At 42.7% G+C, this 19180-nt stretch carries 14 protein-coding genes; 5 read left to right on the top strand and 9 right to left on the bottom strand.

Annotated elements, in window-relative coordinates; translation table 11 throughout:
- Positions 1–7 precede the first annotated feature (7 nt).
- The gene (locus P2W71_RS28205) at positions 8–3049 is read right to left on the bottom strand and encodes a TonB-dependent receptor (protein ID WP_276374907.1); all 3042 of its coding nucleotides are present in this window, start codon (positions 3047–3049) and stop codon (positions 8–10) included.
- A 211-nt stretch (positions 3050–3260) separates the two neighbouring features.
- On the opposite strand from P2W71_RS28205, the gene P2W71_RS28200 reads away from it, so the two are divergent.
- From P2W71_RS28200 to P2W71_RS28185, 4 genes are all read left to right on the top strand, one after another.
- Entirely contained in the window at positions 3261–4310 is a 1050-nt protein-coding gene (locus P2W71_RS28200; protein WP_276374906.1) for a LacI family DNA-binding transcriptional regulator, read from the top strand.
- Positions 4311–4443: 133 nt separating this feature from the next.
- The gene (locus tag P2W71_RS28195; protein WP_276374905.1) at positions 4444–6849 is read left to right on the top strand and encodes a glycoside hydrolase family 31 protein; all 2406 of its coding nucleotides are present in this window, start codon (positions 4444–4446) and stop codon (positions 6847–6849) included.
- A 127-nt stretch (positions 6850–6976) separates the two neighbouring features.
- Positions 6977–8314 (top strand): MFS transporter, encoded by a 1338-nt coding sequence (locus tag P2W71_RS28190; RefSeq protein ID WP_276374904.1) that lies wholly within the window; start codon positions 6977–6979, stop codon positions 8312–8314.
- Positions 8315–8669: 355 nt separating this feature from the next.
- Entirely contained in the window at positions 8670–9809 is a 1140-nt protein-coding gene (locus tag P2W71_RS28185; RefSeq protein WP_276374903.1) for a hypothetical protein, read from the top strand.
- A 47-nt stretch (positions 9810–9856) separates the two neighbouring features.
- Here the strand turns inward: P2W71_RS28185 and P2W71_RS28180 are convergent, their stop codons facing one another.
- The 5 genes from P2W71_RS28180 to P2W71_RS28160 all read right to left on the bottom strand — a co-directional run bounded on the left by P2W71_RS28180 (position 9857) and on the right by P2W71_RS28160 (position 14759).
- Positions 9857–10543, bottom strand: a complete 687-nt coding sequence (locus P2W71_RS28180) for a response regulator transcription factor (RefSeq protein ID WP_276374902.1) — start codon at positions 10541–10543, stop codon at positions 9857–9859.
- The gene (locus P2W71_RS28175; RefSeq protein ID WP_276374901.1) at positions 10540–12117 is read right to left on the bottom strand and encodes a HAMP domain-containing sensor histidine kinase; all 1578 of its coding nucleotides are present in this window, start codon (positions 12115–12117) and stop codon (positions 10540–10542) included. The genes P2W71_RS28180 and P2W71_RS28175 overlap by 4 nt, the downstream gene beginning before the upstream one ends.
- Positions 12118–12207: 90 nt before the next feature.
- Positions 12208–13131: a polysaccharide deacetylase family protein gene (locus P2W71_RS28170; RefSeq protein ID WP_276374900.1), complete on the bottom strand. Its 924-nt coding sequence runs from the start codon at positions 13129–13131 to the stop codon at positions 12208–12210.
- A gap of 132 nt (positions 13132–13263) precedes the next feature.
- Positions 13264–14160 carry a phytanoyl-CoA dioxygenase family protein gene (locus tag P2W71_RS28165; protein ID WP_276374899.1) on the bottom strand — a complete coding sequence of 299 codons (897 nt, stop codon included), beginning with the start codon at positions 14158–14160 and terminating at the stop codon, positions 13264–13266.
- Between the two features lie 293 nt (positions 14161–14453).
- Positions 14454–14759, bottom strand: coding sequence for a hypothetical protein (locus tag P2W71_RS28160; RefSeq protein ID WP_276374898.1), 306 nt, complete (start codon positions 14757–14759; stop codon positions 14454–14456).
- A 236-nt stretch (positions 14760–14995) separates the two neighbouring features.
- Between P2W71_RS28160 and P2W71_RS28155 the strand changes: the two genes are divergently transcribed.
- Positions 14996–15862 (top strand): AraC family transcriptional regulator, encoded by an 867-nt coding sequence (locus P2W71_RS28155; RefSeq protein ID WP_276374897.1) that lies wholly within the window; start codon positions 14996–14998, stop codon positions 15860–15862.
- 67 nt (positions 15863–15929) lie between these two features.
- On the opposite strand, the gene P2W71_RS28150 is transcribed toward P2W71_RS28155, so the two are convergent.
- The 3 genes from P2W71_RS28150 to P2W71_RS28140 all read right to left on the bottom strand — a co-directional run bounded on the left by P2W71_RS28150 (position 15930) and on the right by P2W71_RS28140 (position 19140).
- A complete protein-coding gene (locus P2W71_RS28150) occupies positions 15930–18080 on the bottom strand; it encodes a molybdopterin cofactor-binding domain-containing protein (RefSeq protein ID WP_276374896.1) in 2151 nt (716 codons plus the stop codon).
- A gap of 2 nt (positions 18081–18082) precedes the next feature.
- Complete coding sequence (locus P2W71_RS28145; RefSeq protein ID WP_276374895.1) at positions 18083–18544, bottom strand: (2Fe-2S)-binding protein; 462 nt, start codon at positions 18542–18544, stop codon at positions 18083–18085.
- A gap of 134 nt (positions 18545–18678) precedes the next feature.
- A complete protein-coding gene (locus P2W71_RS28140) occupies positions 18679–19140 on the bottom strand; it encodes a hypothetical protein (protein ID WP_276374894.1) in 462 nt (153 codons plus the stop codon).
- Positions 19141–19180: the final 40 nt, after the last annotated feature.

Raw genomic sequence — 19180 nt, 5'->3', positions numbered from 1 at the left:
TCTATTATCAGAATCCGACGTTAAGACCAAATATGAAAGTGCGTGATCGTGGGTAGACATTATTGTCTATGCCGGGAGCCAAAGTGGCACCGGAACCGGACGATACTTCAGGATCCAGACCGGAATAATCTGTTAATAAGAAAAGATTTTGAGCCGTAACGTAAAGTCTGAGCTTTACCTTATTTGACAATATTTCATTAGCTGTGTAGCCCAGCGTAATATTATCCATCCGCAGGAAATCTGCACTTTCGATGTAGTAGTCTGTAAAATATTGTGGGTTCTTAAAGTTAGACTTTAAAACAGACGTCACCATGTTTCTTGGCACGAAGTTATCGTTTGCCCTGCTGAGATTGGCTGTGTTAGAAGCAACATTGTTATAGATGTATCCGCCTAGATTGCTCCTCAAGGTGAAACTCAAATCAAAGTTTTTATAATTAACGCTCGATGAAAGTCCTAGAAGTACCTTCGGAGCACGTTGATGAAAAGGTCGTCTGTCCTGATCGTTGACGGCCCCATCGTTGTTTACATCCTCGTACATATCTGCCAAGTTTGTTTGGCCATCTTCATTATGATCTTCGCCATCAACCAACGGAGCACCATCTGCACCATATTTTTGCTTGTATACATAGAATGAATATGCAGGCTGACCAACTTTCAGTATTTGCACGTTGTTACCAACACCTCCAGAAATTCCACCAACTTCATATCCTTTGAAGTTTGGATCATCACTGCCATCCAGCGCAACTATTTCATTTTTGTTGTAAGCAGCATTTACCGAAACATTCCATGTCAGGTTTGCATTGCTGATGGCCACGGTATTCAGCGTTAATTCAATGCCTGTATTCTCAACTTCACCAATGTTTGATAGAATGATATTGGTTAAGTTAGAACCTGAAGGAACGGTGCGTTCAAATAACAGGTCCTTTGTGTTCTTTTTATAAAACTCAAGAGATCCATAAACTCTTCCTTTTAGAATTCCATAGTCTAAACCAACGTTGAAAGAAGAAGTCTCTTCCCATTTCAAATTACTGTCGTATCCGTTGGGCCTTAACGTAGTAACAAATCTGTTTCCGAACTGGTATTGTGCCGTTGATGTACTCGGAGAATAAGAAGGGATGTAGAGATAGTCACCAATTTCCTGGTTACCGTTAACACCATATCCGATCCTGAACTTTAGATCGGAAAAAGTATTCTGAAGTCCGCTCATGAACCCCTCGTCGATCACGCGCCAAGCAAGGGCCGCAGAAGGAAAAACTCCCCACCGATTTTGTTGACTGAACCGGGTCGATCCATCCCTGCGCAAGGATGCGGTAAGAATATACCGGTCGTTGTACGTGAAATTGACACGTCCGAAAAAGGAGATTAGCCGGTTTTCGAGGACACTGTTAAACGCTTCGACTTTGTTCGCTATGGAAGGATTGTTTACACCATAGCTGTTGTCGGTCAGTCGGGTGGCACGAAGACTTGGATATTTTGAATTGAAATTTTGCCAGGAATAACCTGCAATGACATCCAGCTTGCTTTTGATCCCTTCAAAATTTTTCTTGTAGTTAAGGTAAGTTTCTACTAATTGGCTAAGGCGAGAATAGTTTTCAATTTTTATCTCACCTGTATCTGCGGCAACCGCGAAGTAATTCGATGGCTGAAATCTTTCACGATCGCCATTCGCTATGTCATAACCAAGATTTACGTTTGCCGACAGACCATTAATTGGCAGGTTGTAATCAAGTTGTATATTCCCGATGCTTCGGTTGGTAGAACCTAATTCCTGAACCATGGCCAGCGACGAAACAGGATTGATAGTGGCTTGCCTTTCATATTCACCTGCATCATTTCTCCAGACGAAATATCCGCCCCAGGGACTTGTTGGATCAAGAATAGGTTGTGTTGGATCCATCTCCATCGCAGGTCCAACAACCAAAGGGGAAAACCGGTCATGGGTTCTGGAACCCTTCAGGTTAACGGTTATGCTCAGATCGTCATCAAGTAATCTTTGATTTAGGCTCATCGAGAAGCTTGTTCTCTTTGTGTCAGATGTTCTGATAATTCCCTCCTGATCCTGATGCCCGACTGACGCCCGGTATCCAAATTTCTCCGTTCCTCCTGAAATCGTGACGGAATGATTTTGCCCGTAGGCAGTACGGTAGATTTCATCTTGCCAGTCTGTGTTGGCAGTACCTAAGCGCCCTAAATGCTTGGGTGCCTTTGCCGCAATAATTTCACGGAATTGATCCGCGCTGAATACCTCCAACTTTTCGGCTATACTACCAACAGAAAACCAACCGTCATAAGTTACTTCAGGGGCTCCGCTTTTTCCTTTTTTGGTAGTAATAATAATTACGCCATTAGCGGCGCGCGATCCATAAATCGCTGCTGCCGATGCATCTTTTAAAACTGTGAAACTTTCGATATCGTTAGGATTAATAAAGTTAAGCGGATTGCGGCCGCTGGCAAGTCCACCGGGATTGAAAGCCGAATTGTCAATTGGAAAGCCATCGATTACATACAACGGCTCGTTACTGGCATTGAGGGAAGTTCCGCCTCGGATCCGGATGGAAGATTGGCCGCCAGGTTCTCCGCTATTTTGGAGGATCTGTACACCGGCGATCTTACCTGTGATCAATTGATCGGGGGAAACAATAGCGCCTTTATTGAAGTTTTCGGCGTTGACTGCGGCTACTACACCAGTAACATCTTTTTGCTCCTGCTGGCCATATCCAACAACAACAACTTCATTCAGTGCGATAACATCCGTGGTTAAAACAACATTGATCGAAGATTTGCTTCCAACAGGTATCTCCTGCGTTGTAAATCCGACAAACGAAAAAATGAGTGTTGCGTTGTCGCCGGCGGTGATTGCATATTCACCATTTACATCAGTAACGGTTCCGTTAGTGGTCCCTTTTTCAAGGATACTAACGCCAGGTAGCGCTGTTCCATCGTCTTCGGAGGTCACTTTACCGGTGACTCGAGTTTGTGACCAGGCCTGGAAGGATCCTAGCAGCAAAAAGACGACAAACCATGTTTTAGGTAGATAGAGTTTTATCATATAACATTAGAAAGGTTAGGGTGTATGGAGAAAACGTGAATTCAATCGCTTGCGCGAGAAAAGTACATAAACGGATGTATGTAAAATTCAAAATATATCAAATAAAGTTACGAAATCGAGGTCGTAAACGAGGTCGCAATCGATTGCGAAGTTGCGAAATAAATTGCGCTTACGTTGCGGTGATTCAGATTAAGTTGGTTAAACTTGCAGTATGAAGTACAATCAAGTAACTATTAAAGACATCGCCCGTGAACTGGGCATCTCTCCATCCACTGTATCACGGGCACTGAAGGATCACCCCGATATCAGCCCTCAAACGAAGAAGGCTGTGAACGAGCTGGCGGAAAAACTGAACTATCAACCCAACATCGTAGCACTCAGCTTGCGTCAAAGTAAGACCAATACCCTGGGCGTTATAATTCCGGAGCTGGTTCACTTTTTCTTTTCTACCGTAATCAGCGGGATTGAAGATGTTGCCTACAGTGCAGGTTACAATGTTATCATCACACAGTCAAACGAGTCCTTACAACGTGAAAAAACTGACATCAAAGCACTCTTCAATAGCCGTGTAGATGGTATGCTGATTTCGGTTTCAAGAGAGACTAACACGTTCGATCACATTGAAGGTATTCTTGCCAAAGGTGTTCCAATGGTTTTCTTTGACCGCGTTTATGAAAATGCTAACTCAAGCATGGTAATCGTAGATGACTTGAGTGGCGCAAAAGAAGCGACTCAACATTTGATTGACCAGGGCTGTAAACGAATCGCCCACCTTGAAGGCCCTCCAAATTTGGGTATCACCAAACAGCGACTGGAAGGCTATATCGAGGCTCTGAAGGAAGCTAATATTCCTGTAAATGAAGAGTTGATTGTTTCTTGTCCGCTCGGAACCATCGAAGAAGGAAAATCTGCAACGGAACAGCTATTGAAAATGTCAAACCCGCCCGATGCAATATTTGCTACGAACGACCCTGCCGCCATGGGCGCCATGCAGGCAATTAAAGAAGCAGGATTGAAAATACCTCAGGACATTGCCGTTGTAGGATTTAGCAACTGGTTCTTTAGTGCGCTTCTTGAACCACCGCTGACTTCTGTAGACCAACCCGGATTCGAAATGGGTCAGGAAGCGGCTAAGCTTTTGATACGCCAGATCGAATTCAAATCCAAAGATAATCTTGACCCTGTTCCCGAACGAAAAATTCTCAAAACACGCCTGATTGTCCGGGACTCATCTCTCAAAAAAGGTAAACCAAAAAAATAACACTCATGCGCGGCGAACAACCGCGCATTTTTTTTGTCATGTTCCCGCAATCGATTATTGCATTTTTATTTTATTGATCGTTGGTTTACGCTAGACAATTAGGTTTACTTGAGGAAAAGTTTATAATTTTTAAATGACAAAACATTTTAACTCTGCGTTAAGTCATAGTTTAGGAGATCTCACCACATGGAAGCAAGAAAAGTACGGGCTTACGGGAGATACCACCTATGGTAAGTTCAGAATTCAACTCTATAACGACAACGTCGTTCGAATACAGATTACACGTGAAGCGGGTTTTGAGGACTTCTCGTATGCCGTTGAAGCCACTCCTAGTATTGAAATACTCACCATACTGGACCAGTCGGAAAACCTTGTTGTAAAGACACCCAATTTTGTTCTTACGATTACAAAAGCTCCCGTACGATTTAGCTTTTATACTATCCACGATCAACTCATTAATGAGGATGATACTTTTGGAACAAGTTGGAACGGTGAACAAGTAACGACTTACAAAAGAATACAGGAAGGAGAACGATTTATAGGTTTGGGTGAAAAAACAGGGCCCCTGGATCGCCGGGGCCACGGCTACGAAAATTATAACACGGATAATTTTGCATACTCACCCAATGGAGATCCACTGTACTGCAGTTTTCCATTTTATATCGGTGCTCATCATCATTTATGCTATGGGATTTTCCTTGACAACACGTATAAATCTTTTTTCAATTTCGGAGCGTCCAATAATCGATTTACCAGCTTCTCGGCCGATGCCGGCGAGATGAATTATTATTTCATCTACGATCACTCCGTCGCCGATATCATCAAGCATTACACGCACTTAACCGGCAGGATGGAAATGCCGCCGCTATGGAGCCTCGGTTATCAGCAATGTCGATACAGCTATTACCCCGACAAAGAAGTGCTGAGTGTTGCAAAAACTTTTCGCGAAAAAGATATTCCGGCAGATGTCATCGTACTTGATATCCATTATATGGAATCCTATAAAATTTTCACCTGGAGCAAGCGGGATTTTCCTGATCCCAAAAAATTGCTCAGTGAGCTGAAAGCATTAGGCTTCAACGTAGTGGTGATCTGCGATCCGGGAATTAAAATTGAAGAAGGATATAAAGCTTACGAAGAGGGAATTCGTGACGATGTCTTTATTAAATATCCGGATGGCTCGTACTATGCCGGACAAGTTTGGCCAGGATGGTGTCACTTTCCCGATTTTACAAATCCTAAAGCCCGTAAATGGTGGAAAGATCACCTGGAAGATTATTTCAACGTAGGGGTTACTGGACTGTGGAATGACATGAATGAGATAGCGACATGGGGTAACATGCTACCTGAAAATATGGAGATGGATTTTGAAGGAAACAAGAGCTCCATACGCCGTGGAAGAAACATCTATGGTTTTCAAATGGCACGCAGTAGCTATGAAGCAGCGAAGTCGTTGATGAAAAACAAAAGACCGTTCAATTTAACACGCTCGGCTTTTTCGGGCGTTCAGCGATATTCAGCCGTTTGGACGGGAGACAATGTAGCCTACGATGAACACATGCTGTTAGGTGTAAGACTTGTATCAAGTCTTGGATTGGCAGGTGTTGCTTTTGCAGGATATGATGTCGGCGGATTTGTGGGTGATGCAAGCACAAAACTTTTCGCGCGATGGATTTCCATTGGCGCCTTCTCCCCTTTTTTTCGTGGGCATTCCATGATCAATAGTCGTGACTCAGAACCTTGGGCCTATGGAGAAGAAGTGGAACAGATTTCCCGTAACTATATCAAATTCAGGTACCAACTTCTTCCATACATCTATTCGCTATTTCATGAAGCGTCGGAAACGGGTATGCCTGTACAACGGTCACTCGCTGTTCAATATACCCATGACTATAAAGTTTACAATGGCCTTTATCAAAATCAATATTTGTTCGGACCGTACTTTCTGATTGCGCCCGTTGAAAGCACGAAAGACCTGGTGAAAGTTTACCTGCCCGAAGGCTTGTGGTATTATCTATACGATGGACACAAGTACACGGGCCAATCGGAGATTATATTGGATTGCCCCTTACATAAATTACCTGTATTCGTAAAAGCCGGCGCGATATTTCCCATGCAACCTATCACGTCGCACACCGGCGAAGCAACGCATACCATCATTCTACACATATACGCCGGCGACTCGTCAACGTTCAATTTTTATGAAGATGATGGCGTCAGTTATGACTACCAAAAGGGGAATTATGCACTTCGAAAACTTTCCCACGACCATCATTCCAAAAGAATTATAATCTCTGAGGTTGAAGGAAAATTTATCTCTAACGCCAAGCGATTCAAATTGGTATTTCATGGCCTCGCTGCTGATACACATCGCATCATTGTGAATGGCAACGAGCTTGGATTAATCCGTGATATCAATACTTCTTTTGTGGCCCTTGAAAAATTTGACCCGATCCACGATCCTGACCCCGCACCACAACAAAGTGTCCATACAGTTGATTTTGACTATGTAAAAGAAGAGATTGTAATACAGTTTTAGCTTGACGTTTGACCGTCTGATTTCCCTGGTCAACTCCAACACATCGAACTCCAACACGTCAACACTCCATTAGGGAATCTCAGTGGTTTTATGCACATTAGTAATACTTACCACCGATTTCCTAACTATGACTTCATCCGTTCCTCCCGCCAGGCCCAGATTAAAATACTGGCAAATCTGGAATATGAGCCTTGGATTCTTTGGAATCCAATTCGGGTTCGCGCTTCAAAATGGAAACGCTTCACGCATCCTGAGTACGTTCGGAGCGGAAGTTGAACACCTGTCATTATTTTGGCTAGCCGCACCGTTGACAGGCATGATCGTACAACCGCTCATCGGACATTATAGCGATCATACCTGGACTGCCTTAGGCAGGCGTAGGCCCTATTTTTTATCGGGCGCGTTGCTCGCTTCCATTGCTTTAATGTTTATGCCCAATGCCGACATCTTGGTTAGCATACTTCCTCCATTATATGTTGGCGCCGGAATTCTAATGATTATGGACGCGTCGTTTAACGTCGCGATGGAACCGTTCAGAGCGTTGGTGGCAGACTTGCTTCCTTCCGACCAGCGAACTTTAGGATTTTCCATTCAGACAATTTTGATTGGCCTGGGCGCCGTGATTGGCTCATGGCTTCCCTACATTTTTGCAGAGTTTTTCGACGTAGCAAAAACAGCTGCCGATGGAGAAGTGCCATTTAACGTTACCCTTTCGTTTTACGTTGGTGCTGTTATTTTTATCCTAACCATAGTATGGACCGTTATCACTACAAAAGAGTATCCACCCGATAAATACATTGCCGATAAATCTCCTAAGTCAAGTGTTGCACAAATCTTCACGGATTTTGCCGCCATGCCTAAGGCTATGAAACAACTTGGACTTGTTCAATTCTTTTCCTGGTTTGCTTTATTTTCCATGTGGGTGTTCACGACGCCGGCCATCGCTACGCATATTTATAACGTGCCTTTATCAGACAGCAAATCGGTAACGTATCAGGATGCTGCGAATTGGGTGGGGATAATCTTCGGCGTTTACAACGGTGTGTCTGCACTATATGCTTTTGTGCTTCCCGCAATTGCGTTGAAAGTGGGAAGAAAAACAACCCATGCATTATCATTGGCTGCTGGTGGCATCGGCCTCATTTCGATATACTTTGTTCAAGACCCAGATTATCTGATCGTTTCAATGATTGGTGTTGGAATGGCGTGGGCCAGCATCCTGGCGATGCCTTACGCAATCCTGGCGGGCTCAATTCCTCCATACAAAATGGGTGTGTACATGGGAATCTTTAACTTTTTCATCACCTTTCCACAAATCGTCAATGGAATTATTGGCGGGTCAATCGTAAAATATTTTTATAACTCACAGCCTATCTACAGCTTGATCATGGCAGGCGTATTTTTATTTATTGCTGCATTTTGCGTTCGGTTTGTTGAAGACAAAGATGATGTGGCAAAGGTTTAGAGCGATCAAACTGTGCGGAACAGAGTAAACGAGGAACAAGTTAATCGTGAAGCTCGACCGAGTATTCAAGTATTTGAGCTTAAATTAAATTTACGCGATTACCTGTTTCTAAGCTTCCTCCCCCCTACTACAAAGAAAAAACAATAGCCAATCTCCGCTATTGAAGACATTTATTGAAGCAGTCAAAAACCTGCAATATTTTCACGCTAAAAACACATGTACCTTTCCTGATCATTACGTCTTCTAAAAACAATGATTTTGAAGGGGTCGTGCCGTTGCCTAATTCCTTTTTTCTCATCCTATAAGTAACTTTCGGCTTGCTTATTGATTCTCGTAAGCTATATTTTATTAACCTATGAAATCAGCATTTTTTGCAAGCATCGTTCTTGCGTTAGTTGTCTTCGGATGCAGCTCTGGAAAGAAAGCCTATGAACGCGGCGACTATTATGGTGCGGTAATGAAATCCGTCAACAGACTTCGCCAGAATCCGGACCATTCCAAATCCATTGAAGCACTGCAAAGCGCCTATCCATTGGCCGTTGAGTTTTATGAAAATGAAGCGAAGAATGAGATTGCTTCTAATTCAAATTATAAATGGAAAAACGCTATTCAGGCTTATAATAATATTAACGCTTTGTACGAGGCCATTCGTCAATGCCCTGGTTGTAAAAAAGCAGTTCCTGATCCAAAGAATTATTATTCTGAAATTGGTCCCTTAAAAGAAAAAGCCGCTGAAGAAAGTTATAACGCGGGGATTACACTGTTGATGAAAGGTAATCGTAACGACGCCAAACAGGCTTATTTTAATTTCACTGACGCACAACGGTTCGTTCCCGGCTATAAGGATGTTGTTGAGTACCTCGGCAAAGCAAAAGATGAAGCGACATTGAAAGTTATTCTCGAGCAGATACCAGTACCGGCCAGGTATAACCTAAGCGGTGGATTTTTCCAGGACAAGGTTGAAGAATTTTTACATAACAATTATAATGAAGAATCATTTATTAAATTCTTTACACCCGAAGAAGCACGTTTGGTAAACCTTCCGGATGCTGATCAAATTATGCGAATTCAATTCGATGACTTTTCGGTAGGTAATTCTGTTTTGAAAGAGAAAGAAGAGACACTAACTAAAGACAGTGTTAAAGTAGGTGAAGCAAAAATTGAAGGTAAAACGGTTCCCGTTTACAACACAGTGAAAGCTAAATTAACGACCTATCGGAAAGAAATTATTTCAAACGGCTTGCTTAGCATGATCGTGGTCGATGCAAAAACCAATGGCATACTTACAACCAGAAAGTTCAACGGGGAATTTGTCTGGGTCAGCCAGTGGGCAAGATTCAATGGAGATGAAAGAGCGTTGACAGATCAACAAATAAAGATTTGCCAGTTGCGGGAACAACAACCTCCACATCCCCAGGATATGTTCCTTGAATTCACCAAGCCAATTTACAACCAATTAATCCCTGCAGTAAAAGGGTTTTATCAGAATTACTAACACCATTGGAGGAGTAAAGCTTTGAAAAGGAACACAACGGGAGGCGTTTACTGTATCAACGTATAACCTGTTCCGTGAACCGTCAATATAATTTTCGGGTTATTGGGGTCGTCTTCAATTTTATGCCGAAGCTTCACAATAAAATTATCAACGGTACGGGTAGTCGGTGTTTCCTCGTATCCCCAGACGTTTTCTAATAAGTCAGTCCGCGAGATGATCTCATTTTTATGCTGGAATAAATACTTCAGGATTGCATATTCTTTGTGAGACATTTTAACAACACCATTAGAATCTTGGGCGGTATATCGGTTAAAGTCCAATGCAAGCTTTCCTATTCTGAATCCTTCTCCTTCTTTGATGTTCACATCAGGGTTTCTTCTTAGTACCGCTTTTATCCTGGCTAGGAATTCACGGAGACTGAATGGCTTGGTGATATAATCGTCTGCGCCAAGTTCCAATCCCACCACTTTATCGATCTCCTCACTTTTAGCTGTTAGCAGAATGATCGGTACGGCGATGCCTGCTTCACGCACGTTTTTACAAACATCCAAGCCCGACATTTCGGGCATCATTACATCCATTACGATCAAAGCATAAGGATGCGTAAGAATCATATTGAGTCCTGACGCGCCATTGTCAGCCACATCAACCTCGTAACCTTCGAATTCAAGGTTATCTTTAAGGCCACGGCTCATGCTTGGCTCATCCTCAACAATGAGAATTTTTCTTTTCATGGCGCAATATCTTTTTTAATAGGGAAATATAACCGAAAAGTACTGCCCCTTCCAGGGATACTGTCAACTTTTACTTTGCCACGATGCGCATCCATCGTTTTCCTGACTAACGTTAATCCTAGTCCCGATCCCTTTGTGTCGTGTACATCACCCGTTGGGGCGCGATAAAACTGGTCAAATATTTCTTCCTGATGCTTCTTTAAGATTCCTATTCCCTCGTCTTTAACTTCAATAAAATTGAATTTGCCATCCCTTCCTGTAGCGATTAAAATATTTTTTTTATCACGGCTGTATTTCATCGCATTATCAATCAGGTTAATGAAAGCTTCTGCAATAGATTCCCGATCACCCCTTATCATTTCGAGTGTTTCGTCTTTGTCGAGTTTGCAAGTAAATCCTTTATCTTTTAAATGAAAGAAGTACGATTTCAAAACCTCATCCACCAGATCATTAAGCTGAATAGGTTTTGATTCATACTGTTTTTTGTTTGCCTGGATCTGTGAAAAATTCAAGATACGATTAACAATACCCGAAAGCCTGGCAGCTTCTTTCGCGATAACAGTATGATACTCTTTCTTTTTTTCTTCACTCACACGGTTCATCTCCAATGTTTCAGCATACATACTGATTAATGACAGCGGTGTTCGAATCTCATGTGAAACATTTGAAACGAATTCAGATTTTGCTTGTGCGAGATACATTTCCCTGCGAATATTTTTATAAAGAAACCAAATGCCTAATCCTAAAATCGCAATCAACAATCCTAAAATGACCAGGCTTGTTATCATTCGTTCCCTTACCAGGTCGTTGATTGTTGCCCCAGGCAAGGCAATACTTACATAATATCCAGGCAACAACCAGAATGATTTTTTTTGTGATTGATCATTGGCTGGTAAAGCTGCCGTTTCATCTGCCGACACCGTGGAAAAAATAAGCGAATCGGTATCCGTTCGGAAGGCGGTGATAATGAATTTGTCCTGGGCAATAGCCTGCATCTTTGGGCCAAGTGTGCTTTCGATAAAAACAGGAAGGTCAATGACCATAGCGCCTAGCCGGTATGTGGTACTTCCTGAATCAAGCACAAAAAATACAGGTACAGGCCGATCGGTATTAATGGTATCCATCAATTCCATTTTTCTGAACCCGGCCCGTTTGTACGTGATTAACCTATCGATTCTATCGCGGTTTTGTTTGACAACATTGTCAAGCCTTATTTGCGCGTCTGGCGCCTTTATTCCCTCAGCGTTGTAAACTATCGATGCCCCATTCAGATCATTAAAGTAGATGTGTTGAACTGCCACTATTTGATTTAGAACGGAAGTGATTTGCCGAGTACTGTCTCCGGAATACTTTTCCTCAATCAAGGCAATATTGAATCGGTTTGCCCAACTGTTGATAACATCATCCGAATATTGGTTAATGGAATACAAAATGGCATCCAATTGATTCTGATAAATCTCTTTTACAATTTTTTCATTTTCTGATAAAGTATTGAGTTCATGTAAAATGAAACCTATCGGTAAAATAGCAACCACAATAAAGATGGCTGTAATTCTCTTCAACGGATTTCTCATACAACTAAAGTAACTAAAGTTGCGAGTAGTTGAACAGTATTTAAGATACTTAAAATTTTAGGCCTTGATCAGTGCCTGGCGTGGATCAACTTATCGAACAAGCTTATCCCTTACTTCCCGCCATGTGATCAGCGCTATCTTCTCATCTTTGATGAGCTTCTTACATTTTGCGCTTGTAAAGAAATTGACGTCTTGTTGTCTCCACGCTGACCCGAAGTCGATATGTTCTACCGTAACACCTTGCATTTCATGATTGTCGAACGCGGCATGCAACAACAATACAGTCAATCCTGGTTGAAGTGATTTCAATTGCTCCGTGTAGAAGTTGTCCATTCCTTTTTTAAAGTCAGCGCCACTTGCCATAATTGTTTTGTCAACGACGACATCTTGATCGGTTAGATGGGGCGTGAAATCATAGTTGAATATCATTGAAAATTCCTTGCCCACATGCACGGGAACTTTATACTCACGCCCTAATTTTAAAAGTATCTTCAGATATTCTGGAGCACTGATAGCAGCAGCCATGTGTGAATCAAAATGAGTCGGGTCGATCCCGAATTGTTTTGCCCGCTCAATCTGGCTTCTCAATTCCTTCTCAACATCTGCTGCTTGTGCATTTTTTAGAAACGCTTCGGTGGTCTCGTTTAAATATCCCTGGTCATCCAACAAACTCGGTACCTGATCATACGGTGTAACCGGACGCCACTTATAAAGCTTCCACTCACTGGTAAGTGTCAGATGCAATCCAAGATCAGCCTTCGGGTTTGCTTTGGCATAGGCGGCGATTTCTGGAAACCAAGGGCATGGCACCATGATGCTGGCGGAGTTGACAATGCCGTTGGTCATTACCGCTATCGATGCCATATTTTCGGAATGTGATACACCTAAATCATCGGCATGAATAATCAATAACTTGGTATCCTTCGAATAACCCAGCCGCTCTTGAATGGTTTTTTGTTGACCCTTCGCAGCGAAGCCAACCATAATAAGAATTAAAAGAAGACGGTATTCCATACGTTGTGTTTAACGCAATTGAAACTGTAAGTAAATTTTCTATAAGCACGGACTTCAGTTTCTGAAGGTATTTTCAGTCTCAAGCTATTGTACGCCATACTTCAATAACGTAGGCAGCAACGCTTATCACACTTATCTATGCATCTCTGCCGGATCAAACAACAGTGGAAAAAACTGCCCTTTCAGTTGTTTGCCTTTCTGAATTATGGGTACACCCGCCAGAATTTCTCCATCTGAATCGGAATAGGTGCCGTCCGCAAATACATTCAACACAAAAGCCCGCCGCGGCCTTGACGACTTATTTTCGTATGAGCCATGCACCATGAGTGGATGATGAAATGTTGCGTATCCGCGTTTCATTTCTATCGGGACTTTCTCGGCAAATTGCTTCTTTTGTTCGTCGGTTAAAAAGCGCTGGAGGCCATCCATATCTCCGGCCAACTCAGGCTTGTCCAGTAGCCCCCACGTATGACTTTTCGGGACATAATACAAACATCCGTTTTCCTTGGTCACATCATCAAGTCCAACCCAACAGGTGAGATGTTGCATAGGTAATGTGCGTTGCCAATAACTATAGTCCTGATGCCACGCTACCACGCCACCGTGATGCGCTGGTTTACAAAAAAGCTGATCGTGCCAAAAGCGCACTGGTTTATTACCCAATAACTGACTTGCGGCCACAACAAAAGCAGGGTTCCACAAGATATCATGGAAACCTGGTGTAATTCGCCAATGACCCAACGAATGAAAAAGCACTGCGCTGGGATCTTTCGATTCGTTCGTGTGGAATTCATAAAACAGGTGATGTTTAGGATGCGACGGTTCTTTAATCTCATCCAGCTCCTTTAGTAGTTCATCAACCTGGTGATCGTCTAATAACTTAACGCCGGCCAGAAAGCCGTAAGTGTTAAAGAACGATACCTGTTCATCCGTTAGTTTATACCTTTCCCATGCTTCCTTTGGGGATATTTCAGGAAATAGATCGCCTACAAGCTGATGATGCTCAGATAAATCTTGCTTTACATTCATAGTCTACAGAAGATATATTCATACACTTTTTCCCTTGACGCTTTGTATTAAACACCCTAATCTTAACCATGTTTTTAACAATGGTCAGTTGTACTTTTACTTTCAACGGTAGATAGCGAATTTTTGATATTTGAATGTTCGCTAGCAGCTGGCCTTGCTCCCAGAATCTCGCCTGGTTTAAAAATTTTGTGTCCAAACCCACCGTTGTAAAAGCCCATTTGGTAATTAAGGTCCTGCTTCGTAAGAGAGGAATCCTTTTCGTTCAGCATTCCTTTTATTTCATCGAACTATTGCTACGATGCATTTGAATTCCTTGCCTGTTCCATTTCCGAATGCAATTCTGACAGGAGATCTTTCCCACAACGGTGGTATTCATCCCCTGCCATGTGAATTGCTTCGAACTGGGCTCCAGCTTCTTGGTATAGTCTTTGGAATTCATCGATAACTTTCTGATGAATGTGTAAACCGGCGGACGTTGTAACGCCCGTGACGTTCAATAGTGAGATAGAGATACTTGAATACGTTGAAGTTTCTTTCGAATCTTTTAATAAATAATGATTTGGCTCCTCGCTATTTCCTACTACTAAATCCTCGGCCACAAAAGTATTTTGCTTCTGTGAATCGGCTTGAATACTATTTGAAAGTATCAGGAAACAGCAAAATAAGAGGGTTGCAGCTAAAGATTTTATCCGGATCATAACCATGCTATGCGTGCTCAAATTACGGTTCCGCGCAATAATTAAAGTTTCCAATTTTGTCCAATAAGTACCTTATTTTGCCTATGGGCAGTTTATTTTATACCTTATTATCGGTATTCACAGTCAAAATAAGGTATATGAAAGCGCATTATGAGAAGATAATACCGTTAGAATCAAATTCATTTAAAGCTTTTTCCTATGAAATGGAGGAATTTGATAACCCCTGGCATTACCATCCGGAATATGAACTCACTTATATTGTATCCAGCCAGGGCGTCCGTTATACGGGAAATAGTTTTGAGAATTTTAAAGAGAACGATTTTGTGCTGTTAGGTCCCAACCTCCCCCATTGTTGGAAAAATACGGGGCCACAAATACAAAAAGCGAGCGCTATAGTTGTACACTGGGATAATAGTCTATTGGGGCACGATTGGCTGCAAAATCGTGAGTTTAAAAATATCAACAAGTTATTCCAGTTGTCGGAGAAGGGAATCAAATTCGATTCAGATTTTTCGTTGCAGCTGAAAAGCAAACTTGAGCGACTGTTAATCTCGGCTCCTTTCGAAAAACTTCTTCACTTGCTGGAGATACTGCAAGAGCTTGCTACTACCGACAAAGTGAAAATATTATGTGATCGCAGTTTTCATGAACAGCTTAAGTTAGACGACCACGAACGAATCAACGTCATCTACCATTATGTCCGTTCAAACTACACAGAGAAAATCAGCCTAGCTCAGATAGCCAACGAGGTGAATATGGGCACGGAATCGTTCTCCAGGTATTTCAGCAAAATCATGAACAAACCTTTTTTCGCTTTCTTGAACGAATATCGGATCAATGCTGCCTGCAAACTTCTTATTGAATCTGATCTCCAGGTAACCGAAATATGTTATGCCTGCGGATTTGAAAGCCTTCCATTTTTTTACCGGCAGTTTAAGAAGTACAAAGGAAATTCACCCCATCAATACCGTTCAGCTTATCAAAGGATTTCTTTTTTGGCGTAACTATTTGGCAAAAAAAAGAGTCCCGGTTTAACGGGACCCTGATTCGTTGTTTATCACAAAAAGGCTCTTATAATTTTTCTCCGAGGCTAACACCTTTTAATTCTTCTTGTAAAGAGAATGGCTGGTTATACAAGCGTTTACCGGTAGCTTTAAAATAAGCATTCGCCACTGCACCGCCAGTGGGAGGAAGTGCGGGTTCACCTAAACCGGTTGGATCGATACCATTATCAACAAAGTGACATTCAACTTCAGGTATTTCTTTCATCTTGATTAACCTGTATGTGTTGAAGTTCTTTTGCTCGGGCAGACCGTCCTTGAAGGTTAGGTTGCTAAACATCGCATGACCCAACCCATCAACTACGCCACCCATCACTTGTTGCTTTGCGCCACCCATATTGACTACGATACCACAGTCAGCTGCAGCATAGATCTTCTTTAAAGCTGGTTTACCTTTCTTCATTTCTACTTCAGCAACCTGTGCAACGTAAGAGCGATGAGAGAAGTAAACACTGAAACCTTGCGCCAGGTTTTTCTTCGTTCCCCACCCTGATTTTTCCGCGGCAAGTTGGATGACCGCTTTCATTCGGTCAATATCGTATTTGATCTCTCCTACCGGAGAAGATTTTGCGCGATCCAATAAATCTAATCTAAACTTAACCGGATCCTTCTTCGAAGCCATAGCGACCTCATCCAGGAAGGACTGTTCCGCGAAAGCGAGGAAGTTAGTAATGGGTGCACGCCATGGTCCGGTCGTAATTGGTGATTTATGCTCCACGGAATCAATCAACAGATTATCAACGGCACCGGAAGGAAAATTATCTTCACGCGTACAATTACCGGCATTAATACCAACCCCGCGCAGTTTGTAGCCGATCAGATTTCCATTAGCATCCAGTGCTGCATCGAAACGATATCGTACTGCAGGGCGATAGCTTCCGCCGGTGAGATCATCTTCGCGCGTCCAGATAACTTTAACAGGAGCTTTGATGATACTCGATAACTCCGCAGCTTCCAGGGCATAATCAGCTTGCAGTCTTCTTCCAAAACCACCGCCTAACCGGGTTAACTGAACGGTAACATTATCCGGAAACATGTTCAGCAACTTAGCTACCTCCATGCGCGCTCTGTCTGGCGTTTGCGTAGGTCCTACCAACTCAACACCATCGGCACGAACATGCGCAAAAAAGTTCATAGGCTCCATCGGACTATGGGAAAGGAACGGGCATTGATATTCCCGTGAGATAACCTTTGCGGCCGACTTGAAGGCAGCATCAACATCTCCATCCTTACGTCTTACTGTCGCCTCTCCATTTGTCATTAACTCTTTAAAGAGCTTATCGTGGTCGGAAGTACTTTCTACCGCACCTTCCTTTTCGTATTCAATCTTGAGCGCTTTGCGTGCTTTAATAATTTGCCACGTAGACTTGCCGACTACCGCTACGTTATTTTTGAAAGAGACCACATCGACAATGCCTGGCATTGCTTTAGCAGCAGCCGTATCTACAGATTTCAATTTCATCCCAAAGGCAGGGCGCTGAATCATGGCGGTCAGCATTCCTTCGCGATGGAAGTCCATTCCATACAGAGGTTTGCCTGTAAACATATCTTTGTTGTCCACATTTCTTACAGACTTACCGATAAGCTTAAAATCCTTGCGGTCCTTTAGTTTAACATCCTTAGGGAGAGCAATTTTTGAAGCTTCAGTTGCAAGTTCACCGTAACTAAGTTTTCGGTTTCCTGCCTTGTCAATAACAAAGCTGTTCTCTGCCGTAAGTGAACTCGCGGGTACACTCCAGCGTTTTGCTGCTGCTTCAATCATCAGGTGACGGGCAGTTGCGCCAGCTTTGCGAAGCCTTTCCCAAGAATGCGGGATAGCACCACTACCGCCAGTAACCTGACGTTCAAATTTCTTCGTATCTAAGGGAGCTTGAAGTACTTTTACTTTCGACCAGTCCGCATCCAATTCTTCTGCAACCACCATCGGAAACGAAGTCTTGATATTCTGTCCTAATTCAGGGTTGGGCGAAAAAATTGTGATAACACCTTCAGGGGAGATCGATAGATAACTATTGAAATTCACGTCGTCGGCCATGCTGCCAACAACTTTCATGGCCGAAGCATCGGCGCTGTTCCAATGAAAGCCAATGAGAAGGCCACCACCTGCTGTGGCAGCAATCTTTAGAAAGTTTCGTCTGCTCGTTTTAGGAAAGGTTGTCATGGCTATTTCATTTTAGAGGATGCAAGTACAATAGCTTCTTTGATTCTGTGATAGGTTCCACAACGGCAAATATTTCCGTTCATAGCGGTTTCAATTTCTTCGACCGTTGGCTTGGTCTTTTTGTTTAATAAAGCCGTGGCTGACATGATCTGCCCGGCCTGGCAATAACCACATTGCGCGACGTCAACTTCGTCCCAGGCTAGTTGCACAGGATGGTCGCCATCGGCGGAGAGTCCTTCTATGGTTGTAATTTTACCCGACCCTACCGCTGAAACAGGTAGCGCACATGCGCGAACTGCGTTACCATTCAAGTGTACAGTGCATGCACCACATTGAGCGATTCCACATCCGTACTTGGTGCCGACCAGACCGAAATTATCACGCAAAACCCAGAGAAGAGGGGTATCTGCATCAACGTCGGCCTCGTAGCTCCGGCCGTTAATTTGCAATTTGTAATTAGCCATTTTTTTGGTGAGTTTTTATCATGTCAAGTTAGGAAAAATATTTTGGCATGCTTAAGAACAAACGCGCTTTCTCGTGAAATTTTAGGATAAACTGTTCTGGGGTTACATGGGTGGCTTCTTAAAAATTCCCACAACTAGATCTTGCCACGCTTTTCTCCGTTGACGAGATATGTTCCGTCTTCTTCAAAAAAGATCTCAATCCTGCTCGATGGCGTTTTGTCTTTGGTGAAGAAGGTTATGATGTATTGATGGGCAGTTGCGCGATCTTTAATATCATCTGTAAAACCAAGATCAAGGCGCACCTTAACTTTAGAATCAAATTTTCGCGTAAGCAAATTCTCGCCCTTATTATTATTTACTTTGATACGCACTTCTTCGGGAAGCGGTTTTATCACCAGTAAATCAATATAGAGATATGGGGCGTCCATACCTGATGTAGGCAACGTACGTTTTTCCATTTCAATAGTATGATTTTCTGTATAAGGGCGCTTTTTGAATTGGAGGTCAAGCTTAAGTTGAAATTCATCCGTTGGCTTGAAAGGCACCTGGTCCTGTAACAGGCTAAAAAAAATGATGGCGACCCAGAGAATTTTCATGTTTGATTTTGGATGTATTAAGTTACGGAATAAATTCCAA

Source organism: Chryseolinea sp. H1M3-3, from assembly GCF_029360725.1.
Classification (GTDB): Bacteria; Bacteroidota; Bacteroidia; order Cytophagales; family Cyclobacteriaceae; genus Chryseolinea.
This window is presented reverse-complemented; position numbering and strand designations above follow the sequence as displayed.

Coding starts and splice junctions, on each gene's coding strand:
- P2W71_RS28195 (WP_276374905.1), top strand. CDS start 4,444: ATGACAAAACATTTTAACTCTGCGTTAAGTCATAGTTTAGGAGATCTC.
- P2W71_RS28175 (WP_276374901.1), bottom strand. CDS start 12,117: ATGAGAAATCCGTTGAAGAGAATTACAGCCATCTTTATTGTGGTTGCT.
- P2W71_RS28200 (WP_276374906.1), top strand. CDS start 3,261: ATGAAGTACAATCAAGTAACTATTAAAGACATCGCCCGTGAACTGGGC.
- P2W71_RS28205 (WP_276374907.1), bottom strand. CDS start 3,049: ATGATAAAACTCTATCTACCTAAAACATGGTTTGTCGTCTTTTTGCTG.
- P2W71_RS28190 (WP_276374904.1), top strand. CDS start 6,977: ATGACTTCATCCGTTCCTCCCGCCAGGCCCAGATTAAAATACTGGCAA.
- P2W71_RS28165 (WP_276374899.1), bottom strand. CDS start 14,160: ATGAATGTAAAGCAAGATTTATCTGAGCATCATCAGCTTGTAGGCGAT.
- P2W71_RS28185 (WP_276374903.1), top strand. CDS start 8,670: ATGAAATCAGCATTTTTTGCAAGCATCGTTCTTGCGTTAGTTGTCTTC.
- P2W71_RS28155 (WP_276374897.1), top strand. CDS start 14,996: ATGAAAGCGCATTATGAGAAGATAATACCGTTAGAATCAAATTCATTT.
- P2W71_RS28145 (WP_276374895.1), bottom strand. CDS start 18,544: ATGGCTAATTACAAATTGCAAATTAACGGCCGGAGCTACGAGGCCGAC.
- P2W71_RS28140 (WP_276374894.1), bottom strand. CDS start 19,140: ATGAAAATTCTCTGGGTCGCCATCATTTTTTTTAGCCTGTTACAGGAC.
- P2W71_RS28180 (WP_276374902.1), bottom strand. CDS start 10,543: ATGAAAAGAAAAATTCTCATTGTTGAGGATGAGCCAAGCATGAGCCGT.
- P2W71_RS28150 (WP_276374896.1), bottom strand. CDS start 18,080: ATGACAACCTTTCCTAAAACGAGCAGACGAAACTTTCTAAAGATTGCT.
- P2W71_RS28170 (WP_276374900.1), bottom strand. CDS start 13,131: ATGGAATACCGTCTTCTTTTAATTCTTATTATGGTTGGCTTCGCTGCG.